We start from the raw sequence: 23,602 nt of genomic DNA on the forward strand, positions 1-23,602 counted from the left end.
TTCCCCTTTTTTCGGGAAACCTACGACTGCATTAAGTCACATTCATTTCAGCTATGTTAAAGTTTCGCGACAGCGCAACCCTTTGCGATCAGACCCTATTTCAGCCCCGTAGAGCCGAATCCGCCACCGCCTCGTGTCGTATCCGACAAGGCGTCCACCTCGACACAGTCGTATTGCTGGACTTGCGCAATAACAGCCTGGGCAATGCGGTCGCCGTGTCGCATGACGAAAGGCGCATCCCCCACATAGTACAGCCCGACCATCACCACGCCGCGATAGTCCTCGTCCACGGTCCCTGGCGCGTTGGGGATTAAAAACCCGTGCTTCAATGCAAGACCGGACCGCGGCCTGATCTGCATCTCGGTCCCGCGGGGCAGCTCCACCGAGAACCCGATCGAAATCAGGCTGATCTGCCATTTGACAAAAGTTAATGGCCCATCCGGCAGGAATGCACGCAGGTCCATCCCCGCCGCTCCCGCCGTGGCATAAGCCGGAAGCGGCAGGTCATCATTTCCGCTGACACGTTTGAATTTGATCTCGGCCATCACTCGCTCCGCTACGCCCGCTCGGGCGTTTTCCAAATGGTTCAAAATCCTCGCCGAAGGCAAGAAACCCCTAGCCCAAGGCCTGCGCGATCCGTGCGGCCAACTGCTGCGCCACCTGATCCTTGCCCATGCGCGGCCAGCTTTCGGCGCCCGCGTCCGAAATCAGGGTCACGGCGTTTTCTGCCCCGCCCATAATCCCCGTCGCTGGCGACACATCATTGGCAACAATCCAGTCACAGCCTTTGCGCAAACGTTTTGCGGTGGCATTTTCCACCACATCATTGGTCTCGGCGGCAAAGCCCACGACCAGTTGCGGACGCCTTGCGCCTGCTGCGCTGACAGCCTTCAGAATGTCGGGGTTTTCCGCAAAGCTCAGCACCGGCAAGCCGTCTTTCGACTTTTTCAACTTTCGGTCGCTGGCATTGGCCATACGCCAATCGGCCACAGCTGCCGCAAACACGCCTGCGTCCACGGGCAATGCCGCCTCTACCGCCTCTTGCATCTGCTGTGCCGTTTCCACCCGGATCACCTCTACCCCGTCGGGGGGGGGCACATCGGCGGGACCGGTGACAAAGATCACATGTGCCCCCAAAGCAGCCAGCGCGCGGGCAATCGCCGTGCCCTGCGCCCCCGACGACCGGTTCGCGATATAGCGCACAGGATCAATCGGTTCATGCGTCGGGCCAGAGGTCACCAGAATACGCCGGCCCTTCAGCGGGCCATCCGCCAGCTTCGCCTCTATCGCCGCAACGATCTCGAGCGGTTCGGACATACGGCCCGGGCCGAACTCCCCGCAGGCCATATCACCGTCGTTGGGTCCGACTACGCTGATGCCGTCGCCGCGCAAAACCGCGAGGTTGCGCTGCGTTGCAGGGTGATCCCACATGCGCACATTCATCGCCGGCGCGATCAACACCGGCGTATCCGTCGCCAACAGTAAGGTAGAGGCCAGATCATTCGCTGCACCCGTCGTCATCTTGGCCATCAGATCAGCAGTGGCAGGGGCGACAACAACCAGATCAGCGACGCGGCTCAGTTGGATATGCCCCATCTCTGCCTCGTCACCCAAATCAAATAGGTCACGATACAGCTTTTGCCCCGCCAGTGCAGAGACCGACAAAGGCGTCACGAACTCTTCGCCCGCGCGGGTCAGCACAGGTGTGACAACAGCACCGCGTTCGCGCAGACGGCGGATCAGATCAAGGGATTTAAAGGCAGCAATACCGCCCCCGATTATCAGCAGAATATGTTTTCCAGCCAGCATGATCGCCCCCATCGTCGGTGTTTGGCCAGACAATAGGGGGGCGGGTCATTTTGCGCCAGCCCGTTCCTGCGCAATGCGGCGCAGAATACAGGCCAGTGCAACCGGTACAGACCGCCGGATCACATCAGGAAATGGCGCACCTCGGACGACTGCGTCTCAAGCGTCTTGCGCATCTTGCCAAAGGCAGCGGCCTCGAGCTGGCGCACACGCTCTTTCGACAGGCTCAGCTCTGCGCCAAGGCTTTCCAATGTGCGGGGCTGGTCACGCAATTTGCGTTCGCGCACGATAAATTGCTCGCGCTCGTTCAGCGCCTGCATCGCCGAGAACAACCAATTGCGCAGCGTCAAAGTGTCGTGACTATCCTCGACCCGTTCGGCGGCTTGCGCGCTGTCATCGACCAGCGCATCGATCCATTCTCGGCCCTCGTCCTCGGCAGATTGCGTCGCGTTCAAGGAAAAGTCCGATCCCGACAGGCGGCCTTCCATCATTTCCACGTCATGCATCGGCACGCCAATCTCGGTAGAGATCATCTGCCGCAGTTGGTGGCGATCCAATGTCTCGCCCGCGGCCTGAGCTTCACGCTCCAATCGCGCTTGGACACGGCGCATGTTGAAAAACAGGGATTTTTGCGAGGACGTCGACCCGGTACGGACCATCGACCAATTGCGCATGACGTGGTCTTGAATGCTCGCCTTGATCCACCAAACAGCATAGGTGGAAAAGCGCACCCCGCGATCAGGATCAAACTTGTCGGCGGCTTTCATCAGGCCCAATCCGGCCTCTTGAACAAGATCATTCATCGATGCGCCATAGCGCTTGAATTTAGCCGCCATCGAAATAGCTAAGCGCATGTAGGCCGTGATCAGCCGGTGCAGCGCTTGCTCGTCGCGCTGGTCGCGCCAAGCATATGCGAGCCTCAGTTCTGTCTCCGCATCCAAAAGCTCTGCTTTCATTGCGGTGCGGGTCAAAGAAAAGTCACGTGATTGCGCCAGCGTCATGATGTCCATCCCTACAAACTAGGCACATGTCCTTGCGCCTTTTCATGTAAACGCGGAAAACCGCCAGTTGGTTCACGCGGATTCGAAAAAGAATTGGCTTTTCACACGCCGCCCGCTTTGACTTTGGCGCAGCAACGCTAAATAAATCGCAAACCACCTTCGGCAAAAGGCGCTTTGATCATGACAATTTGGCATTGGGTGCGCCACGGCCCGACTCACGAGAAAAACTTTGTCGGCTGGCGCGATGTCCCTGCCGATCTGTCCGATCACGCGTTGATCGCACGGCTGAACGCACATCTGCCACAGTCCTCGGTTTTGATCTCTTCCGATCTGATCCGCGCCTCTGCCACGGCCGATACGCTCGCCTCGGACAGCCGAATGCGCCTGCCGCACGACCCTGACCTACGCGAGCTTGATTTCGGGCTGTGGGACGGCATGCACGCCCGCGATGTGTCACAAAGCCATCCGGAGCTCAGCCGCGCGTACTGGACCACACCCGGCGATATTGCGGCCCCCGAAGGCGAAAGCTGGAACGACGCGGCCCGCCGCATCAACGCAGCCGTTGACCGGATCACCCAAGCCCACCCGAACACGCACATCATCGCCGTGGCGCATTTCGGCGTGATATTGACCCAAGTCCAACGCGCGCTTGGCGTCGATGCCCATGCCGCAATGGCGCATAAGATCGACAACCTCTCTGTCACTGATATTCACATCACGCCACGCGGCTGGGACATTGGCACCATCAACCATCAGGTCTGACGGTCACCCGCGCCCTGCTTCATTTTGCCAAATAAATTCAAATCCTCCGGTTTCCGCATCCGTTAACGTTTCTTAAACACCCCCGCCCTACCCCTGAAGGCATTAAAGGACAGCAGGGGAACAATGGTCGCACGGGCATATACGGTCGCATTCCAAGGCATCGACGCGCGCATCGTCGAGGTGCAATGCGCGCTGTCCGCTGGAATGCCTGCATTTTCGATCGTGGGCCTGCCCGACAAAGCGGTGTCAGAAGCACGTGAAAGGGTGCGCGCCGCCCTTGGCGCGATGGCGATTGCCTTGCCCAGCAAACGGATCACAATCAACCTCAGCCCTGCCGACCTCCCCAAAGAGGGCAGCCATTTTGACCTGCCCATCGCGCTGGCGTTGTTGGGGGCGATCGATATCCTTCCGCAGGATGTGATCCAAAGCACCGTGGCTTTAGGCGAACTGGCACTGGACGGCAGCCTGATCCCTGTGATCGGCGCGCTGCCCGCTGCGATGGCAGCTGCAGAAAACGGGCGCAGCCTGCTCTGCCCCGCCGCCTCCGGGGCCGAAGCCGCTTGGGTGGGCAATGCACAGGTGATCGCTGCTCCGAGCCTCGGCGCGGTCGTGCGTCACTTTACCGGACAGTCCCCCCTCCCCGCGGCCACGCCGGGCGAGGTGACACAAAGCCCCAGCCGTCACGACCTGCGCGATGTCAAAGGGCAGGAACGCGCCAAACGTGCGCTTGAAATCGCGGCGGCGGGGCGACATCATCTGATGTTCGTCGGCACCCCCGGATCGGGCAAATCCATGCTGGCGGCGCGGTTGCCCTCGATCCTGCCCCCGCTCACCCCACAAGAGGCGCTTAGCACCTCTATGATCCATTCGCTGGCGGGGCTGATGGACGATGGTGGCATCTCGCGCGTGCGGCCCTTTCGCGAACCGCATCACACAGCGTCTATGGCGGCGATCATCGGCGGTGGCCGTCTCGCCAAACCCGGAGAGGTCAGTCTGGCGCATAATGGCGTGTTGTTTATGGACGAATTCCCTGAATTCCCCCGCACCGTACTTGAAACCCTGCGCCAACCGGTTGAGACGGGCGAGGTGATGATCGCCCGCGCCAATGCGCATGTGAAATACCCGTGCAAATTCATGCTCGTGGCCGCAGCCAACCCCTGCAAATGCGGCTACCTCAGCGATCCGGCCCGCGCCTGCAGCAAAGCACCTGCCTGTGGCGAGGATTATATGAGCCGCGTGTCCGGCCCCCTACGCGACAGGTTTGATCTGCGGATTGATGTACCACCCGTGGGGTATACGGATCTGGAACTGCCCCCCAGCGCCGAAGGATCGGCCGACGTGGCCCAGCGTGTACTTGCCGCGCGTTGTCGCCAGCACGACCGGTTTGCCGGACATCCCACCGCGACATTAAACGCCGATGCCGAAGGGGGTCTGCTCGAACAGATTGCCACACCTGACACAGAGGCCCGCGCACTGCTGTCGCGCGCGGCAGAGCGGTTTCACCTCTCCGCCCGAGGGTATCACAGGGTCTTGCGCGTCGCGCGCACCATCGCGGATCTAGAAGGTGCTACCGATGTGCGCAAACCGCATCTTGCCGAAGCGCTCAGTTTTCGTCTGCCGTCGATGTCACTTTCTTGATCCACTGTGCCAGCGCATCCAGCGTGTCCCGCGCCTCTGGCAGAGCGTTGTGAAAAATCGGCCAGACATGGGGAAGATCATGTTCTTCAACCAACGTCACGTGAACCGATTGATCCTGTAGATACGTCGACATGCGTCGCGCGTCATCACGCAGGATTTCGGTCGAGCCGACTGTGATCCAGACTGGCGGCGCACCGCGATAATCAGCGCGCAGCGGGCTGACGGCAGGGTCGCTCGGGTTTGCCCCCGCCAGATACATCTCTGCCATAAGACCGGCCTGCGCCGCCGGCAAAACGGCCTCTCGCGCCGCGTTCTCGCGAAAGCTGGCCCCCTCGTGCAGGAAATCGGTCAATGGTGAAAAAGCAAACAGCGCACGCGGCAAGGGACCTGCGTCAGCGCACAAACGGCTCAGCAGATTGAACGCCAGCGCGCCCCCCGCGCTGTCGCCACCGAGGATGATGTTGTGCGCAGCCACGCCGCTGTCCAGCACCGCCTGATAGGCCGCGGCGACATCTTCGATCGCGGCGGGGAATGCTGCTTCGGGGGCAAGACGATAATAGGGCAGCACCGCCGCCGCGCCAAGTCGCTGCGCCAATGCGCCCAGCATGGCACTGTGGGTATCGGGGCTGCCGAAGACAAAACCACCGCCATGGATGTAAAAGAGGACCAGATCTGATCGCGTCTGTGCCGGGGATACCCGCAGAACCTCGCCCGCGCCGGTCAAACGGCTGCGCGTGATCTGCGTGCCGCGCGGCGCCCGAAACAGCAGCCGCGCGGTTCTGGCGAAATCACGCCGGATCTTGTGAACGTCGCGCGTCCGCGCCAGCTTGCGCTTCTCTACCAAACGCAAATAGCTGTTCAGCAGAGGGCGCAGCAGGCTCATGCGCGTTTGCGCTCGATTGCTTCCCAGATTTTACCGGCGATGTTGGTGCCGTCGAACCGTTCAAGCTCTTGGATACCGGTGGGGGAGGTCACGTTGATCTCTGTCAGATAGTCACCGATCACATCGATGCCGACAAAAATCTGACCCTTTTCACGCAGCAACGGCCCGATTGCGGCACAGATTTCCAGGTCGCGCTCTGTCAGGCCCACCTTTTCAGGACGGCCCCCGACATGCATGTTTGACCGTGTTTCACCCTCTGCCGGGACACGGTTGATCGCACCGACGGGTTCACCATCGACGAGGATCACACGTTTATCGCCCTTGGACACGGCGGGCAGGAATTTCTGCACAATCAACGGCTCGCGCGAGAAACCGCTGAACAGTTCATGCAGTGAGCTCAGATTTCGGTCATTCGCATCCAAACGGAAGACACCCGCACCGCCATTGCCATACAGCGGCTTGAGGATGACGTCTTTGTGCTTGGCTTTGAACGCTTTGATCGTGTCCAGATCGCGGGCAATGGTCGTGGGCGGGGTGAGCTGCGGGAAATCCAGCACCATTAGTTTTTCGGGATAGTTGCGCACCCAGAACGGGTCATTCACCACCAGCGTTGTGTCTTTGAGACGGTCCAGCAAATGCGTAGAGGTGATGTAGTGCATGTCGAAGGGCGGGTCTTGGCGCAGCCAGACCACGTCGAAATCTGCCAGATCGACTTCGCGCTCGGGACCCAGCGTGGCATGGTCACCTTGCACACGCTGTACAGTCAGGTCATGGCCCCGCGCCGTGATGCGCCCCTCTTGATAGGCGAGATGGTCGGGGGTGTAGTAGAAAAGCGTATGCCCGCGGGCCTGCGCCTCCTCTGCGAGACGAAAGCTGCTGTCCGCGTTAATGTTCACGTCCCCGATCGGGTCCATCTGAAAGGCGATTTTCATAAGGGGTCTCCCTGTTGTTCCTCTTTAGATGGAGCAGCAGGGCGTGGGGTGCAATGGGTCAGTCGTGCCCGAAGGCGTTTTCAAGGATGCGCAGGTCACCGGTTTGATCGACCAAAGCCACGTCGAACCGTACGTCCGTCAGCGCGCCTTTGGGTTCGCCGCCGATGAATTCTTCGGCAGAGCGATAGATACGGCGCATCTGTTTCCGGTTCAAACGCTGTAGGGCGCTGTCATGGCTTTTGCTTTTCTTGACCTCGACAAAGATGATCCCGTCGCCGTCGCGCAGGATCAGATCAATTTCACCCGCCTTACCGCGCCAGCGTTCGTGGGCCAGTGCAAAACCGCGCCGACGATAATCCTGCGCGACCTGAAGCTCGGCCGCGCGGCCCGCGTGATAGGACACCGCCCCTTGAACAGATTTCGCCAGTGTCGCCAATGTTTTGGTCATCTTACGTATCTTTCCCCAATTCCAACGCCGCCTGATACACCTGACGGCGCGGCACGTCGTATGCCTGCGCCACCATATCGACGGCATCGCGCATCGAATTTGTTTCCAATGCGTTCGCAAGGTCAGAGGTTAAATCAATTTCACTAACAGACGGTAAACGCCCGCGATCAATCAGCACCACGATTTCACCTTTGGGGGATTTGCCGCTGTAGCGCTCGGTCAGCTCATCAAGGGTACCGCGCTGAATTTCCTCGAATTTCTTGGTCAGCTCGCGGCATACAGCAGCGGGGCGTTCCCCGCCAAGCGCCTGTGCCGCGTCCCGCAGCATAGCCCCGACGCGTTTGGGTGATTCGTAAAATACCAGCGTGCCTTGCACCTCTTTCAACTTTTGCAGTGCCGTCAGCCGTGCCCCTTTCGCATTCGGCAGGAAGCCTGCGAAAAAGAACGCATCGGTCGGCAAACCTGCCAATGCGAGCGCCGTGAGCACCGCCGAAGGGCCCGGCGCACAGGTCAGCATCACGCCCGCCTCGCCTGCGGTACGCGACAGTTCGAACCCCGGATCAGCAATCAGCGGCATCCCTGCTTCAGACGCATAGGCGACAGATTGCCCATCGCGTATCGCGGCCACGAGCTTGTCCTGCACGCCGCTGCCAGAGTGGTCGTGCAACGCAATGATTCTGCGCCCGTTCAATGGGACTCCGTGGATATCCATCAACTTACGCAGGCTGCGCGTGTCCTCGGCGGCCAGCACATCGGCCGAGGCCAATACGTCCAGCGCCCGCAAGGTGATGTCGCGGGCAGTGCCAATGGGCACCCCGACAAAATAAAGCCCCGCCGCAAGGGGAATCTTTTGGTAATTCAAGCTGGACCCGCCTTTCGCACTCTCTATGATCGGTGCATATGTGCCCGGGGCCATTGCCGCCGACCTGCCACCAATGGAGTGACACTGTTATGATCGCTGTTTTCAACATCCTTCGCAAGCCACTGAGGCTTTTGATTCTGCCCCTTATCGCCTTAGCGCTCGCCGCGTGCGAGCCTGTGGGGATGTCCAATGTAAACGGGGCCAAAGGCCCCAAAGTGGATACTACCAAACCTATTCCGGTGGCCTTGCTGATCCCGCGGGGCGGATCGGCGGCAGATAATCTGCTGGCGCAAGAGCTTGAGAACGCCGCGCGTCTGGCGATCCGCGATCTGGCCGGCGTGCAAATCGATCTTCGGGTCTATGGTACCGGCGGTAATGCTGCCACGGCAGGCACCACGGCGGCGCAGGCCGTGACGGATGGTGCGCAGATCATTCTGGGCCCGCTTTACGGTGAGGCAGCGAATGCCGCAGGCAACGCGGTTGCGGCACAGGGTGTGAATGTCCTGTCGTTCTCGAACAACCCCAGCATCGCGGGCGGTAACGTCTTTGTACTGGGCCAAAACTTTAACGATACATCAAACCGACTGGTGCGTTATGCTAAGACCAACGGCAAGGACCGGATCCTCGTGCTGCATGGCCAGGATCTTGCGGGCCAGCTGGGCCGTGATGCGATCCTCAGGGCGATCGCAGCAAATGGGGCGACCTCTGCCGGTACCGTCGATTACGCCCTTAGCCAAACCGCTGTGACCGCTGCCATACCCCGTGTAAAAGCTGCCATTGATACCAACGGTGCCAATGCGATCTTCCTCACGACGTCCTCGGCCAGCGCGCTGCCACTGTTTGCCGAACTGCTGCCAGAAGCCGGCATCAACGGCGCCACCACACAGTACATCGGCCTGACACGCTGGGACATCCCTCCGCAAACACTGGCGTTGCCGGGTGTTCAAGGCGGCTGGTTCGCAATGCCAGACCCTGGTGCCACAAGCGCCTTTACGCAGCGCTACAAAGCGGCCTACGGCAACACGCCTAGCCCGGTTGCAGGGCTTGCCTTTGACGGGATCGCAGCCGTAGGGGCCTTGGCGAAATCCGGTAAATCCGATGCGCTGTCCGCGCGGCGTCTGACGCAGGGCGCGGGCTTCCGTGGGGCCAACGGCGTGTTCCGTCTGATGTCCGATGGCACGGCTGAACGCGGTCTCGCCGTCGCCACGATCCGCGACAAGCGCGTCGTTATCGTCAGCCCCGCGCCCCAGGCCTTTGGCGGGGCCGGTTTCTAAGGGACCTCCGTACGTGAAACCCCTTGTTGCACCAGCACAATCAGGTGAGGCCACCGCGCGTCACCTGATCAGCACCCCGACACGTATCTTTGACGAAGCTGCCGTCTCTGCCGCGCTGAGCGCAGCCCTGGACGGGCTGAGCGACCCGACAGAGATCCAGGCGGCTGCTGTTGCAGTGCTTCAGGACGCGCAGAAAAACGGGCGCGCGGAAATCGCGCGCGCCTTTGCAGCATCGCCGTTCAATGCGCGGCCAATGACCTCGGCCTATTGCTATCTGACCGATCAGCTTGTTCGCACCACCCTGCAGATCGCCGGCCAGCGGCTGCACCCGCTAGAGGCGCCTGGACCCAACGACAGGCTCGCGGTGATCGGCGTCGGCGGCTATGGCCGCGGTGAGATGGCACCTTTTTCCGATGTGGACCTGCTGTTCCTCATCCCTCAAACCCCCAGTCAGCGCACTGAAAAGCTGATCGAATCCATGCTCTATATGCTGTGGGATCTGAAGCTAAAGGTCGGGCATTCAACGCGCACCATCCGCGATTGCGTGACCCTTGGGCGCGAAGATTTCACCATTCAGACCGCTTTGCTGGAACACCGGTTTATCGCTGCAGATACCGCGCTGGCGCAGAATCTTGACGAAACGCTCAAGACCGATCTGTTTGCAGGCACCGGCCGCAGCTTTATCGAGGCCAAGCTGGAAGAGCGCGACGCGCGGCACCGCAAGCAGGGTCTGCGCTATGTCGTCGAACCCAACGTCAAAGAGGCCAAGGGGGGCTTGCGCGATCTGCAATCGCTGTTCTGGATCGCGAAACACATCTATAGCGTCGAAAACGCCGCCGATCTCGTCGACCGCGGCGTATTTCTGGAAGAAGAGTTCAAAACATTCGTCGCCGCCGAGAATTTTCTTTGGGCGGTACGGGGGCATTTGCACCTGCTCTCGGGACGCGCGACAGAGCAGTTGACCTTTGACATGCAGGTCGCCGTGGCCGAGGCCATGGGATACCGCGACACCCGCGGTCGCCGCGGCGTCGAAGTGTTCATGCAAGCCTATTTCCGCCACGCCACTGAAGTTGGCGAGCTGACGCGCATCTTCCTGACCAAGCTCGAAGCCCTGCATGTTAAGGCCGAACCCTTGCTGGAGCGTATCTTTCGCCGCCGTCCCAAGCTGCGCGATGGTTACGAGGTCGTGGGCGGGCGTCTGGCTGTCACCGATGGCCAAGCGTTCATCAGCGACAAGCTGAACCTGCTGCGCATCTTCGAAGAAGCGCTGCGCACCGGTATGCTGATCCACCCCGACGCCATGCGTCTGGTCAAATCGAACTTGGCGCTGATCGACGAAGACATGCGCAACACACCAGAGGCGCGGCGGATCTTTCTGGATCTGATGCTGAAACACGGCAATCCCGAACGCGGACTGCGCCGGATGAACGAACTGGGGGTGCTGTCGGCCTTTATCCCCGAATTCGAACCCATCGTGGCGATGATGCAGTTCAACATGTACCACAGCTACACCGTCGACGAACACACGATCCAATGCATCACCAACCTTGCCCTGATTGAAAAGGGCGAGCTGGAAGAAGACTTGCCCGTCGCCTCGTCGATCCTCAAGCATGGTGTGAACCGCAAGGTGATCTACGTCGCGCTGCTGCTCCATGATATTGCCAAGGGCCGCCCCGAGGACCATTCGATTCTTGGTGCCCAAATGGCCCGCAAGATTGCCCCCCGTCTTGGCCTCAACAAGGCAGAGGTCGACACCGTGGAATGGCTGGTGCGCTATCATTTGCTGATGTCGGATATGGCGCAGAAACGCGATATCTCTGACCCACGTACGGTGCGGGACTTTGCCAAGGCCGTGCAAACCGTCAAGCGGCTTGATCTGCTGTGTGTGCTTACCGTCTGCGATATCCGGGGCGTGGGACCGAACACGTGGAACAACTGGAAAGCCGTGTTGATCCGTGGATTGTACCGCCAGACCAAGCGGGCACTTGAAACCGGACTCGAAGACCTGAATCGCGAGAACCGTGGCGCAGGAGCTAAAAAGGCGCTGCGTGCCGCGCTCGCCCATTGGCCACGCAAAGACATTCAGGCTGAAACCGCGCGCCACTACCCGCCCTATTGGCAGGGGCTTCATACAGCATCGCAGGTCGTGTTCGCCGAACAGCTGCGCGACATTCAGGATGGTGAAATCCGTATCGACCTGCACCCTGATGACGACCGCGACGCCACCCGCGCCTGCTTTGTCATGGCGGACCATCCGGGCATTTTTGCACGGCTTGCAGGTGCGCTGGCCCTTGTCGGGGCCAATGTCGTCGATGCCCGCAGCTACACCACCAAAGACGGCTGGGTGACCGATGCATTCTGGATACAGGACGCCGACGGCAACCCCTATGACGTCTCGCGCCTGCCGCGCCTGCGGCAGATGATCTCCAAGACGCTCAAGGGTGAAATTCTGGCCCGTGATGCGCTAAAATCGCGCGACAAGGTGAAAAAACGCGAAAAGGTGTTCAAGGTCCCGACGCATATCACCTTTGATAACGACGGGTCGGAAATCTACACGATCATCGAGGTCGACACCCGCGACCGTCCCGGCCTGCTCTATGATCTCACCCGGTCGCTGTCTGAATCCAACGTCTATATCGCCAATGCAGTGATCGCGACCTATGGCGAACAGGTGGTCGATACCTTCTATGTAAAGGACATGTTCGGCCTGAAATACTATAGCGAAAGCAAGCAAAAGACGCTCGAGAAACGCTTGCGCGCGGCGATCATTGACGGCGTGGCACGGGCGCAGGACTGACATCGGCGCTTTCATGCAGCACGCGAGGGCTGTCCGCATTTCCCTGATTGCGCCGCGCTTCGCCAACGGCTAGGCCATTTGCACCGCAGTTACGGGGCAACATCACCATGAAACCTATCCGCCTTATGTCCGGCTTCTTTACCGTCGGGATCTGGACCCTTCTCAGCCGCGTGATGGGGTTCGTGCGCGATGTGATGATTGCCGGCTATCTTGGGTCCGGCCCCGCAGCCGAGGCGTTTCTGGTCGCCTTTTCCCTCCCCAACATGTTCCGCCGCTTCTTCGCCGAAGGCGCGTTCAACATGGCGTTTGTGCCGATGTTCTCGAAAAAGCTCGAAAGCGGTGACGACCCCGAAAAGTTCGCGCAGGACGCCTTTGTCGGGATGGCGTTCATTCTGACCCTGTTCACCATCATCGGGATCGTCGCGATGCCGGGGCTGGTGTTGTTGATGGCCTCGGGCTTTGCGGGCGACGAACGGTTTGATCTGGCGGTCGAATACGGGCGTCTGGCCTTCCCCTACATCTTGTTCATCTCCCTTGCCGCCCTCGTGTCGGGCGTGCTGAACGCAACGGGGCGATTTATGGCAGCGGCAGCGGCCCCTGTGGTACTGAACATCGTTTTCATCATTGCAGTGCTGATCGGGGCCGCCCTTGGCCGCGACGGTTCAGAGGCGATCGGCATGGGCATCGACAAGGCGCTTGGGCTGCAAATCGGCGATACGCTGGCGCTGTCTGTCCCGCTCGCGGGGATCGCGCAACTGGCGCTGGTCTGGTGGGCGGCGAAACGCGCAGGTTTCACGCTGGGCTTCAGCCGCCGCCCGCGCCTGACACCCGAACTCAAACGGCTCGCCATCATCGCCGCACCCGCAGCCTTGGCGGGCGGGGTCATGCAGATCAACCTGCTGGTGGGCCGTCAGGTCGCCAGCTTCTACGAAGGCGCTGTGGCGTGGCTCAACTATGCAGACCGGCTCTACCAGCTGCCCTTGGGCGTGGTTGGGATTGCGATTGGCGTGGTATTGCTGCCCGACTTGTCGCGGCGGCTCAAAGCGGGGGACGAACAGGGATCGCACACGCAGATCAGCCGCGCTGCCGAAGTGTCACTGGCGTTGACCATCCCCTCTGCCGTTGCGCTGATGGTGATGCCGTTCACACTGGCAACGGTGCTGTTCCAACGCGGGGCAACAACCACGGATGACGCGGCTGCGATTGCCATTGCCGTGGCGATCTATGGCCTTGGCCTGCCTGCCTTCGTTCTGCAAAAAATCCTGCAACCACTATATTACGCGCGCGAAGACACCCGCCGCCCGTTCTACTTTGCTGTGGTGGCGATGGTGGTGAACGTGGTGGTGGCCGTCGGTCTCAGCCCCGTCATCGGCTGGATCGCCCCTGCCATCGCGACGACACTGGCAGGGTGGGCGATGTTTGGCCTGCTGGCCTATGGCGCACGCGGCTTCGGGCTGGCCGCAAAATTCGACGCGCGGTTCCATAGACGTATCTGGCGGATCATGGCAGCTTCGGCAGTCATGGGCGGCACACTGTGGATCGGCAATCTGGCGCTGCAGCCCATGATCGCCGAACCCTGGTGGCGCGGTATTGCCCTCTTGATACTGATCGCCCTCGCCGCCATCAGCTATTTCGGCACAGGCCAACTGATCGGCGCATTCAAGCTCGGCGAATTCAAACGCGCCCTCAAACGCGGCTGACCCAGCCTACTTCCAAATGGACGTAAATCCCGGGGGTCAGGGGGCTGGCCCCCTTTCCGCCCCTGCGACATGCCTTAACGGTGCCGGATACGGTCCCGCAGCTTGCCCCATTCGCCCGGCGCAAAAACAAAGCAAAGTGCAAAGCCGCAGACAAAGCCCAAAAGCTCTGCCAGCCACTGCGTGCCCGCGTCAAAGAACACGCCCCAGATCAGCTGCAGCCCCATCAGCACGGCAATCAGTGAAAACGCGCGATATTGCTGTTCCCCTTGCCCCGCCAGCTTGCGCCACATGACAAAGGAATAGCCACCAATCAGCCCATAGACCGACGGGTAGGCCCCGACCAACCAGACCGGATCATCAAGCACCAGCGCATAAACCACCGCGCCAAAGATGCCCGAGACAAAGAAAATCGCCAGAAACGCCACCTGCCCCATTGCCTCGGCCACCATCTTGCCAAGCGCCAGCAGCAGCACGCAGGCAAAGATCGCATGGGTGAACCCCAGATGGATGAAACTGTAGCTGGCCGCGCGCGACAGTTCGCGCAGGGGGAATTGCATATTCGCAACCATCCAATCGAATACATCGCCCGAGAACCCGTAGTCGCGGATCAACGCCAGACGCCAGCCCACCGCCGCAGGGCCGCCGACGATCCCGGCCTCGGCCAGCGACAGCACGATCTCTATCCCCGCCAGCGCCAGAAAAAGCAGCGTTACGGTTGCAGGCATCGGGTTCACGGGGGGGTGAAAATCTGGGTCTTCCATAGGGCCTCCTTGACGGGCATGGTGCGCATGGGTAAGCCCATCTGGCCGTAGTTTCCAGCCTTATCGGAGCATCCAATGACCGACACCACTTTCACCCCGCGTGTGTTTTCCGGCATCCAGCCGTCGGGCGATTTGCATCTTGGAAACTACCTGGGCGCGCTAAAACGTTTCGCCGATGCGCAGACCCAGGGGGTTCAGTCGATCTACTGCATGGTCGATATGCATGCGATCACCGTCTGGCAGAATCCGGCGGACCTCAAAAAGAGCACCCGCGAGCTTTGCGCCGGTTTCATCGCGTCGGGCATCGACCCCAATAAATCCATCCTGATCAACCAAAGCCAGGTGCCAGAGCACGCGCAGTTGGCGTGGATCTTTAACTGCGTGGCGCGCATGGGCTGGATGGGGCGCATGACCCAGTGGAAAGACAAGGCCGGCAAGAACGCCGAGGCCGCCTCGCTGGGGTTGCTCGCCTATCCAGCGCTGATGGCCGCCGACATCCTGATCTATCACGCGACCCATGTGCCTGTTGGCGAGGATCAGAAGCAACACCTTGAACTGACGCGCGATATTGCAGCCAAGTTCAACCATGACTACGGGGTCGATTTCTTCCCGCTGACCGAACCGGTTATCGAAGGGGCCGCAACCCGCGTCATGTCCCTGCGCGACGGGTCCAAGAAGATGTCGAAATCCGACCCCTCGGATGCCAGCCGCATCAACCTGACCGATGACGCCGATACGATTGCCAAGAAAATCCGCAAAGCCAAGACCGATGCGGATGCACTCCCTTCCGAAGTCGACGGCCTCAAGGACCGCCCGGAAGCACGCAATCTGGTGAACATCTTTGCCGCCCTGAACGACCAGAGCGTTGAACAGGTTCTGGCCGATGTGGGCGGCCAGCAATTTGGCACATTCAAGCCCGCGCTGGCCGAACTGGCCGTATCGAAAATGGGCCCGATCACCCAGGAAATGTCGCGCCTGATGGCCGACACAGCCGAGATCGACCGCATCCTCGCCCACGGCGCGACCCAAGCACGCGAGATCACTGCACCGATCCTCAAGAAAACCTACGAGATCGTGGGCATGGTAGGCTGAAAACGCAGGGGCGGACCCAAACCCCCTAAGCCAGCTCCCCTCTGATTAGGGCAGCCGGCTTACGCCCCTGCCCTTCACCCTTTTTTCAAATACTCATCCCCGCGCACCGCACCACGGCTGCGGCCCCTGCCCCATGGACAATCCTTTGGCGTTGGGCCAGCTTTGACCCGAAACCTCGGGGGACACATCATGACGACCGGCTTTTTCATGGATGAACGGTGCTTTTGGCACGCGGGCGGCAACTATGCCTTTACCATGCCTGTGGGCGGCTTGGTGCAGCCTCTGGCCGCGGGTGGCCTGCCCGAAAACCCCGAAACCAAACGCCGCCTGCGCAACCTGATGGAAGTGACGGGCCTGATGGCAGAGCTGGACGTGCGTAGCGCGCCGCTTGCCACCCGCGAAGAACTGCTGCGTGTCCATCCGGCCGCCTACCTCGACGACTTCAAACGTCTATCCGACGCGGGCGGCGGAGAGCTGGGCCTGCGCACACCTTTTGCCGCCGGTGGGTTCGAGATCGCGGCGCTCTCGGCAGGGCTGTCCGTCGCCGCGGTAGAGGCAGTCGCCAAGGGCGATCTGGCCAATGCCTATGCGCTCAGCCGTCCCCCCGGACACCATGCGCTGCCTGATTTCCCCAACGGGTTCTGTTTGCTGGCCAATATCGCCATCGCGATCGAGGCGGCAAAAGCCAAGGGGCTGGTGGGCCGTGTTGCCGTTCTGGATTGGGACGTACATCACGGCAACGGCACGGAAGCGATTTTCTATGACCGCGACGATGTGCTGACGATCTCCCTGCATCAGGAAGGCAACTACCCGCTTGATACGGGCGCGTTGGCGGATCGGGGCGACGGGGCCGGGACGGGTTACAACATCAACCTGCCGCTGCATGCGGGGTCGGGGCATACCGCCTATCTGCATGCGTTCGACCGCGTCGTGATCCCCGCGCTCGAGGCATTCGCGCCCGACATGATCATCGTCGCCTGCGGCTTTGACGCCTCTATCGTCGATCCTCTGGCGCGGATGCAGGCCACAGCCGAAACGTTTGCCGATATGACCCATCGTATCAAAGCTGCGGCGCAAAAACTTTGTGGCGGCAAGCTGGTACTCGTCCACGAAGGCGGCTATTCAGAGGCCTATGTCCCCTTCTGTGGCCACGCCACAATCGCAGCCCTCGCAGACAGTGACATCACAGCGCCAGATCCCCATGCGAAGAACTTTCGCATCCGCCAGCCCAGTCCCAAATTCGACGCGTTCCTGCGCGCGTCCATTGACGCGATGGCGCAAGAGCTGAACCTATAAGAGAGACCCCAATGCCGACACCAAATCCCGACGCGCTGCATTTCCTGCAAACCCGCCGTTCGCGCCCTGCAAAGACGCTGACCACACCAGTTCCCGACCGCGACACGCTGACCGAGCTGCTGACCGTCGCCTCGCGTGCGCCAGATCACGGGATGCTGGAACCATGGCGTTTTATCGTGATCGAAAAGCCCGCGATGGCGCGTCTAGCCGACATTGCCGAAGCGCGCGGCACCGCCTTGGCGCTCGATGCGGAACAGATCCAGAAAGGTCGCGGCCAGTTTGATCAGGGCAATCTGGCGGTGGTTGTGGTCGAGGTGCAAAAGCCGTCGCCCAAGATACCGCCGCTGGAACAGACCTATGCCGTGGGCGGGGTCTGTCTGTCGCTGGTCAACGCCGCGCTCGCATCGGGCTGGGGCGCGAACTGGCTGAGCGGTTGGGTCAGCCATGATCGTGGCTTCATGACCGAGGCTTTCGGCCTCGCGGAACATGAACGCATCGCGGGCATCATCCATATCGGCACCGAAACCTCCGCCCCACCCGAACGCGGGCGCCCCGACATCGCGGCGATCACCACATGGCAATAGCACAGATTTTTCGCGCCTTCGGGCTGGCGGTTAGGCAAGTCGGCGATCCAAGCTTTCGCCGCGTCCTGCTGCTGGGTGTCGGATTGGCGCTACTGTTGCTGGTCGGCGCGTCTGCGGGCTTTGTCTGGCTGATCGACTGGCTGACCGGAGAAGACAATTGGCTGCCCGTTCTGGGCGAGGTGTCCTGGCTGGACGATTTGTTCAGCTGGGGTGCTGCGCTGTTGCTGATGGTGCTGTCGGTGTTCCTGATGGTGCCCGTCGCCTCGGCGATCACATCAATGTTTCTGGATGATGTGGCCGATGCCGTCGAGGCCGAACATTACCCCCATCTGCCGCCCGCCACGCATGTGCCCTTTGGCGATGCGCTGCGCGATACGGTAAACTTTATGGGGGTGTTGATCGGTGTGAACATCGTGGCGCTGGTGCTTTACCTGATGTTCGCCCCCTTCGCGCCTCTGATCTTCTGGAGCGTGAACGGCTTTCTGCTGGGGCGCGAATATTTCACGCTTGCCGCGATCCGACGGGTGGGCCGGACCGAAGCAAAGCGTCTGCGCAGCAAACATGGGCTTACGATCTGGGCCGCCGGTTTCCTGATGGCGATTCCCTTGTCCGTGCCGCTGTTGAACCTTGTGATTCCGATCTTAGGTGCTGCGACCTTTACCCATTTGTTCCACCAATTGGCGTCGGGGCCCCGTGCAACAGACGTTCTACATCGGCCACGGTAAACCAACCCGACAGGATGATCCCTGCGATGATCGCCCAGAGAATGACCGAGATACCTGTGGTCCACAGGGCCTTTTTCTTGAGGTGGTGATGTTCGGGGGCCCCTGCATGGGTGCCCTCGACGATCTGCCCCAGATCCCCTTGGGTTTGCACCCGCACCGGCAGCAGGATCATAAAGACCATCGACCAGATCACGGTGAACAGAACGATGCCTGACATGACGGCCATGGTTACACCTGCTCCAGCTCGACCAGCGCGCCGTTAAAGTCTTTGGGGTGCAGGAAGATCACCGGCTTGCCGTGGGCACCGATCTTGGGCTCTCCGTTGCCCAGAACGCGTGCGCCGCTTTCTGTCAGACGGTCCCGCGCGGCGATGATGTCGTCGACCTCGTAGCAGATGTGGTGGATACCACCGGCAGGGTTCTTTTCCAAAAACCCGTTGATCGGGCTGTCCTCGCCCAGCGGGTACAGCAATTCGATCTTGGTATTGGGCAGTTCGATAAAGATCACCGTGACGCCGTGGTCGGGCTCGTCCTGCGCGGGACCGACATTCGCGCCCAAAGCGTTGCGGTACTGATCCGCCGCGGCCTCAAGGTCCGGCACGGCGATGGCTACGTGGTTTAGGCGACCGATCATCATTCTTCTCCCTCAAATCAACATTTGATCCGGTTTATGGGCTGCTGAAGCCGCAAGAGCAATGCGTCACGTTAACACCGTATTAGCGAAGCGCGCCTAACCTTAGATCACCCATAAGGCATAAACGGAGGAATCATGGATACGCTTGAACATCAGGCCCAAAGCCTGCCCGCCCCCACGCCCGACCGCCCGCTTTTGGGCCTTACCGCGCTGGTGATAGAGGACAGCCGCTTTGCCTGCGAAGCGATGCGGCTGCTGTGCTTGCGATCCGGCGCACGGATCAGGCGGGCTGACAGTCTACGCGCGGCGCGGCGGCATCTGCAGGTCTATCGCCCGTCTATCGTGATTGCCGATCTGGGGCTGCCCGACGGAAACGGCATTGATCTAATTGCAGAACTGGCCCGCGCGCAGCCCCGCGTTGATGCCCTGCTGGCCATTTCGGGCGACTCCCATCTGGCAGCTGATGCGCTGGCCGCTGGGGCGGACCGGTTCATGAGCAAACCGTTGCAATCGCTGTCGCAGTTTCAACAAGTCGTGTTGGCCGCCCTGCCCCCACATCACCGCCCACCGGGCCTCGCTGCGCTCAGCGATGACACGGTTCAACCCGACGATATCGCGCTGCAGGATGATATGGCACATATGGATGACGTGCTCACCGGCCCCTGTACGCCAGAGACGCTGGATTACGTCGCGCAGTTTCTGGCAGGCGTGGCGCGCAGTGCGCAGGACACGGCGCTGGAACAGGCCGCGACGGCACTGGCGGAACGGCGTGCCATGGGGTTGCCCGCCACCGACGAAAAACGCGTGATCCGGTCGGTGCTGCGCCAACGGCTGACACGCCAGATCGCGATCTAGCTGCGGCGGGTCACGTCAACGGGTCGCTTGATACCCGCACAAGGCTGGTCAGGTCGCCCAGACGTTCGCGCTGCTGGCACTCTGCGTCGAAATTGGCGGGGGAAAGCCACGCTTCGAACGCTTCGCGCAGGCCGGGCCATTCAGCATCGATCGCGGCAAACCATGCAGTGTCACGGTTGCGCCCCTTGGCGACGGCAGCCTGCCGGAAGACGCCCTCGTAGCTGAACCCCAACCGCTGTGCCGCGCGGCGCGACGGCCGGTTCAACGCGTTACACTTCCATTCATAGCGACGGTATCCGGCCTCGAACGCCCATTTCATCATCAGATACATCGCATCCGTCGCTGCCCGCGTACGTTGCAACGCCGGCCCGTAGGTGATTGACCCGACCTCTACCGACCCTGCCTCTGGTGCGATGCGCAGATAGCTGGCCACCCCTTCGATGTGCCCTGTCTCGAGGTTTTTGATCGCGTAGAACAGCGGATCGTCCTTGGTTTCGACCTCTCGGACCCAGCGATGAAACTGGGCAGATGATGAAAACGGCCCGTCGTACATGTAATGCCACAGCTGGTCCTGCCCCTCGAAGGCGCGAAACAACAATGCAGCGTGGGCTTCTGCGTTCAACGGTTCAAGCTGGGCATAGCGGCCCGTCATCACCGCCCGCGGCGGGCGTGGCGGCACAGTGAAATTCGGGACGGGGGCACCAAGTGGGCCAGGGGGGTGGTCATCTTGCTTCATACACTTACGTTAGGGCCAAGCACCGCCACCGCCAAGGCCCGAATGTCATACGACATTACCCAATCTGACGCGCAAAAATGACCTTCTTTCGCCACAAACGCCTGCAAGCTTGGTGACAACCACAACGGGCACCAACCCACGCCATCCATCCCAAGGGGGCACGATATGTTCACCAAGCTACGCCGCATCTATATCAAAGAGACCCGCTTTGACTGGACCGTCTTTGCGGCGAATGTGGTGGGTGGGGCAATCGTTGTTTTGGCGTTTACCCAAGCACGGGCGAGCGGCGCAGATGCGATCGTGCAAATGGCCCACGCCGGTTTCTAACCACCGGTGCCGCGTGCGGAACCCCTGCCGGACACCACGCGTTAATCCCCGATACAAATCGCACCAGGGGGTTAAGCCATGACATCCATCTATGACGCAATCAAAGCCGACCACGAAACGCACCGCGACCTGCTGAACAAGATCGCTGAGACATCGGGCGACAGCACAGAGCGGCAGACCGCGTGGAAAGAGTTCTATGAGGATGTAAAATCCCATGCCGCGGCCGAGGAAGAGACGTTCTATTCCAAGCTGCTCCACGAAACATGGGGCCAAGACGCCGCGCGGCATTCGGTCTCGGAACACAAAGAGCTGGACGATCTGATGGAAGAGCTGAACGACACGGATATGTCGTCGTCGGGCTGGCTTAGCAAATTCAAGACCCTCAAACACGACTATGAGCACCACATGGACGAGGAAGAGGAAGACGTGTTCAAACGCGCAAAAGACGTGATCGGCCAAGAGCATAACGACGCCTTCGGCCAACGTTTTGAACAGCGCAAAAAGGAAGAACGCGGCCTGATCGCCCAGAAACGCAAAGACAGTCTGGAAGACTAGGTCGACCATGTCCAAACGAAAAAGCCCGCCGTTGACCTCTCAACGGCGGGCTTTTTAACTATATTCTAAAGCGCTTAGTCCTGTGGAATGACCCGCAGACCCAGTTCCATCAATTGATCCGACTGTGGCTCGCTTGGCGCGTTCATCATCAGGTCTTCGGCGCGTTGGTTCATCGGGAACAGGATCACCTCGCGGATGTTCGCCTCTTCTGCCAGCAACATGACGATCCGGTCGATACCGGCTGCGCAACCACCGTGGGGCGGGGCACCGTATTGGAAGGCGTTAACCATGCCGCCGAACCGCTTTTCAACTTCGTCCTTGCCGTAACCCGCAATCTCGAACGCCTTGAACATGATCTCTGGCTTGTGGTTCCGGATGGCACCAGACACCAATTCATAGCCGTTACACGCAAGGTCATACTGATAGCCAAGCACCTCAAGCGGGTCGCCCATCAGCGCGTCCATCCCGCCTTGCGGCATGGAGAACGGGTTGTGTTCAAAGTCGATCTTGCCGGTTTCTTCGTCTTTTTCGTAGATCGGGAAATCGACGATCCAGGCAAAGGCAAAACGGTTTTCGTCCGTCAGACCCAGCTCGGCACCGATAACGTTACGGGCGCGGCCTGCGACCCCTTCGAACGACTTGGGTTTGCCGCCAAGGAAGAACGCGGCATCGCCGACGGTCAGACCCAGCTGCTGGCGGATCGCTTCGGTCCGTTCGGGGCCAATGTTCTTGGCCAGCGGGCCTGCCGCTTCCATGCCGCCTTCGACTTCGCCGGCTTTCAGCTTGGCCTGGGCCTCTTTCACAGTGATGCCCAGCTCTTGTGCGACGCTATCGGCGGTTTTCTCGCGCCAGAAGATATAGCCCATGCCGGGCAGACCCTCTTTTTGCGCGAACGCGTTCATGCGATCACAGAATTTGCGGCTGCCGCCTTTGGGCGCGGGGATGGCGCGGATTTCGGTGCCTTCCTGCTCAAGCAGCTTGGCAAAGATGGCAAAGCCCGAACCGGCGAAATGGTCGCTGACGATCTGCATTTTGATCGGGTTCCGCAGATCGGGCTTGTCAGAGCCATACCACAGCGCCGCGTCTTTATAAGATATCTGCGCCCATTCCTGATCCACGACTTTTCCGCCACCGAACTCTTCGAAAATGCCGGTCAGCACGGGCTGGATGGTGTCGAACACGTCTTGCTGTTCAACAAAGGACATCTCGAGGTCGAGCTGGTAGAAATCGGTCGGGCTGCGGTCGGCACGCGGGTCTTCGTCACGGAAGCACGGCGCGATCTGGAAATACTTGTCAAAGCCCGAGACCATCAACAGCTGTTTGAACTGCTGCGGGGCCTGTGGCAGCGCATAGAATTTACCGGGGTGCAGACGCGACGGTACAAGAAAGTCGCGCGCGCCTTCGGGGGACGACGCAGTGATGATCGGCGTCTGGAATTCTTTGAATTTCCGGTCCCACATGCGTTTGCGGATCGACGACACAACGTCAGACCGCAGCACCATGTTGTTTTGCATCTTTTCACGACGCAGATCGAGGTAGCGATAGCGCAGGCGCGTTTCCTCGGGGTATTCCTGATCGCCAAACACCTGCAAAGGCAGCTCTTTCGACGGGCCAAGCACTTCGATGTCGCGCACGAACACTTCGATTTCGCCGGTCGGGATCTTGGCGTTCACCAGATCATCGGCCCGCGCCTTCACTTCGCCATCAATGCGGATACACCATTCGGAACGCACCTTTTCCACATCCGCAAAAACGGGGGAATCGGGGTCGCACAGCACTTGGGTGATACCGTAGTGGTCGCGCAAATCGATAAACAGGATACCGCCGTGGTCGCGCACACGGTGCACCCACCCGGACAGGCGCACCTTGTCGCCAACGTTTTCCTTGCTCAGATCGGCGCATGTATGGCTGCGATATGCGTGCATGACGGGTCCC

24 protein-coding genes are annotated in these 23,602 nt (G+C 60.5%); 12 read left to right on the forward strand and 12 right to left on the reverse strand.

Translation table 11 applies throughout. The annotated features are described in order from the left end of the window. Positions 1-95 precede the first annotated feature (95 nt). The 3 genes from dut to E5180_RS10880 form a co-directional block, all read right to left on the reverse strand. A complete protein-coding gene (gene dut, locus E5180_RS10870; RefSeq protein WP_171048942.1) occupies positions 96-545 on the reverse strand; it encodes a dUTP diphosphatase in 450 nt (149 codons plus the stop codon). Positions 546-615: 70 nt separating this feature from the next. Further along, on the reverse strand, positions 616-1,809 hold the full coding sequence (gene coaBC / locus E5180_RS10875) for a bifunctional phosphopantothenoylcysteine decarboxylase/phosphopantothenate--cysteine ligase CoaBC (protein WP_138925194.1): 1,194 nt from the start codon (positions 1,807-1,809) through the stop codon (positions 616-618). A gap of 119 nt (positions 1,810-1,928) precedes the next feature. Then, positions 1,929-2,816 carry an RNA polymerase factor sigma-32 gene (locus tag E5180_RS10880; protein ID WP_441351428.1) on the reverse strand — a complete coding sequence of 296 codons (888 nt, stop codon included), beginning with the start codon at positions 2,814-2,816 and terminating at the stop codon, positions 1,929-1,931. Positions 2,817-2,987: 171 nt separating this feature from the next. Here E5180_RS10880 and E5180_RS10885 point away from each other — a divergent pair, with 171 nt between their 5' ends. Together E5180_RS10885 and E5180_RS10890 are read left to right on the forward strand one after the other, a co-directional pair. Beyond that, positions 2,988-3,569, forward strand: coding sequence for a histidine phosphatase family protein (locus E5180_RS10885; RefSeq protein ID WP_138924393.1), 582 nt, complete (start codon positions 2,988-2,990; stop codon positions 3,567-3,569). A gap of 123 nt (positions 3,570-3,692) precedes the next feature. Next, positions 3,693-5,207: a YifB family Mg chelatase-like AAA ATPase gene (locus tag E5180_RS10890; RefSeq protein ID WP_138924394.1), complete on the forward strand. Its 1,515-nt coding sequence runs from the start codon at positions 3,693-3,695 to the stop codon at positions 5,205-5,207. Here the strand turns inward: E5180_RS10890 and E5180_RS10895 are convergent. The 4 genes from E5180_RS10895 to rsmI are packed head-to-tail and all read right to left on the reverse strand — an operon-like array spanning position 5,173 to position 8,332. After that, positions 5,173-6,090, reverse strand: a complete 918-nt coding sequence (locus E5180_RS10895; protein ID WP_138924395.1) for an alpha/beta hydrolase — start codon at positions 6,088-6,090, stop codon at positions 5,173-5,175. The genes E5180_RS10890 and E5180_RS10895 overlap by 35 nt on opposite strands. Then, entirely contained in the window at positions 6,087-7,022 is a 936-nt protein-coding gene (gene gshB / locus E5180_RS10900) for a glutathione synthase (RefSeq protein ID WP_138924396.1), read from the reverse strand. Before gshB ends, E5180_RS10895 begins: the two co-directional genes overlap by 4 nt. 58 nt (positions 7,023-7,080) lie before the next feature. Then, on the reverse strand, positions 7,081-7,470 hold the full coding sequence (locus E5180_RS10905; RefSeq protein ID WP_138924397.1) for a YraN family protein: 390 nt from the start codon (positions 7,468-7,470) through the stop codon (positions 7,081-7,083). 1 nt (position 7,471) lies between these two features. Next, positions 7,472-8,332 carry a 16S rRNA (cytidine(1402)-2'-O)-methyltransferase gene (rsmI, locus tag E5180_RS10910; protein ID WP_138924398.1) on the reverse strand — a complete coding sequence of 287 codons (861 nt, stop codon included), beginning with the start codon at positions 8,330-8,332 and terminating at the stop codon, positions 7,472-7,474. Between the two features lie 89 nt (positions 8,333-8,421). Here rsmI and E5180_RS10915 point away from each other — a divergent pair, with 89 nt between their 5' ends. The 3 genes from E5180_RS10915 to murJ all read left to right on the forward strand — a co-directional run bounded on the left by E5180_RS10915 (position 8,422) and on the right by murJ (position 14,103). After that, entirely contained in the window at positions 8,422-9,606 is a 1,185-nt protein-coding gene (locus tag E5180_RS10915; RefSeq protein ID WP_138924399.1) for a penicillin-binding protein activator, read from the forward strand. 13 nt (positions 9,607-9,619) lie between these two features. Then, a complete protein-coding gene (locus E5180_RS10920) occupies positions 9,620-12,403 on the forward strand; it encodes a [protein-PII] uridylyltransferase (protein ID WP_138924400.1) in 2,784 nt (927 codons plus the stop codon). A gap of 107 nt (positions 12,404-12,510) precedes the next feature. Next, on the forward strand, positions 12,511-14,103 hold the full coding sequence (murJ, locus tag E5180_RS10925; protein WP_138924401.1) for a murein biosynthesis integral membrane protein MurJ: 1,593 nt from the start codon (positions 12,511-12,513) through the stop codon (positions 14,101-14,103). A 74-nt stretch (positions 14,104-14,177) separates the two neighbouring features. Here the strand turns inward: murJ and E5180_RS10930 are convergent, their stop codons facing one another. Beyond that, positions 14,178-14,864, reverse strand: coding sequence for a rhomboid family intramembrane serine protease (locus E5180_RS10930; protein WP_138924402.1), 687 nt, complete (start codon positions 14,862-14,864; stop codon positions 14,178-14,180). Positions 14,865-14,939: 75 nt separating this feature from the next. Between E5180_RS10930 and trpS the strand changes: the two genes are divergently transcribed. From trpS to E5180_RS10950, 4 genes are all read left to right on the forward strand, one after another. Beyond that, entirely contained in the window at positions 14,940-15,956 is a 1,017-nt protein-coding gene (gene trpS, locus E5180_RS10935; protein WP_138924403.1) for a tryptophan--tRNA ligase, read from the forward strand. A 189-nt stretch (positions 15,957-16,145) separates the two neighbouring features. Further along, positions 16,146-17,252, forward strand: a complete 1,107-nt coding sequence (locus E5180_RS10940; RefSeq protein WP_138924404.1) for a class II histone deacetylase — start codon at positions 16,146-16,148, stop codon at positions 17,250-17,252. 11 nt (positions 17,253-17,263) lie between these two features. Next, positions 17,264-17,836: a nitroreductase family protein gene (locus E5180_RS10945; protein WP_138924405.1), complete on the forward strand. Its 573-nt coding sequence runs from the start codon at positions 17,264-17,266 to the stop codon at positions 17,834-17,836. Then, positions 17,827-18,561 (forward strand): EI24 domain-containing protein, encoded by a 735-nt coding sequence (locus tag E5180_RS10950; RefSeq protein WP_138924406.1) that lies wholly within the window; start codon positions 17,827-17,829, stop codon positions 18,559-18,561. Before E5180_RS10945 ends, E5180_RS10950 begins: the two co-directional genes overlap by 10 nt. On the opposite strand, the gene E5180_RS10955 is transcribed toward E5180_RS10950, so the two are convergent. Further along, entirely contained in the window at positions 18,494-18,787 is a 294-nt protein-coding gene (locus tag E5180_RS10955; RefSeq protein WP_138924407.1) for a DUF1467 family protein, read from the reverse strand. The genes E5180_RS10950 and E5180_RS10955 overlap by 68 nt on opposite strands. Before the next feature lie 2 nt (positions 18,788-18,789). After that, positions 18,790-19,194, reverse strand: coding sequence for a methylmalonyl-CoA epimerase (gene mce / locus E5180_RS10960; RefSeq protein WP_138925195.1), 405 nt, complete (start codon positions 19,192-19,194; stop codon positions 18,790-18,792). A gap of 135 nt (positions 19,195-19,329) precedes the next feature. Here mce and E5180_RS10965 point away from each other — a divergent pair, with 135 nt between their 5' ends. Beyond that, positions 19,330-20,049 (forward strand): response regulator, encoded by a 720-nt coding sequence (locus E5180_RS10965; protein WP_138924408.1) that lies wholly within the window; start codon positions 19,330-19,332, stop codon positions 20,047-20,049. A 10-nt stretch (positions 20,050-20,059) separates the two neighbouring features. On the opposite strand, the gene E5180_RS10970 is transcribed toward E5180_RS10965, so the two are convergent. Further along, a complete protein-coding gene (locus E5180_RS10970) occupies positions 20,060-20,785 on the reverse strand; it encodes a GNAT family N-acetyltransferase (protein WP_138924409.1) in 726 nt (241 codons plus the stop codon). 165 nt (positions 20,786-20,950) lie between these two features. Here E5180_RS10970 and E5180_RS15955 point away from each other — a divergent pair, with 165 nt between their 5' ends. Both E5180_RS15955 and E5180_RS10980 read left to right on the forward strand, forming a co-directional pair. Then, positions 20,951-21,112 carry a hypothetical protein gene (locus tag E5180_RS15955; RefSeq protein WP_254700457.1) on the forward strand — a complete coding sequence of 54 codons (162 nt, stop codon included), beginning with the start codon at positions 20,951-20,953 and terminating at the stop codon, positions 21,110-21,112. 78 nt (positions 21,113-21,190) lie between these two features. Beyond that, positions 21,191-21,667, forward strand: coding sequence for a hemerythrin domain-containing protein (locus E5180_RS10980; protein ID WP_138924410.1), 477 nt, complete (start codon positions 21,191-21,193; stop codon positions 21,665-21,667). 74 nt (positions 21,668-21,741) lie between these two features. On the opposite strand, the gene aspS is transcribed toward E5180_RS10980, so the two are convergent. Beyond that, on the reverse strand, positions 21,742-23,592 hold the full coding sequence (gene aspS / locus E5180_RS10985; RefSeq protein WP_138924411.1) for an aspartate--tRNA ligase: 1,851 nt from the start codon (positions 23,590-23,592) through the stop codon (positions 21,742-21,744). Positions 23,593-23,602: the final 10 nt, after the last annotated feature.

Origin of the sequence: Sulfitobacter sp. BSw21498, assembly GCF_006064855.1 — a bacterium.
GTDB lineage: Bacteria > Pseudomonadota > Alphaproteobacteria > Rhodobacterales > Rhodobacteraceae > Sulfitobacter.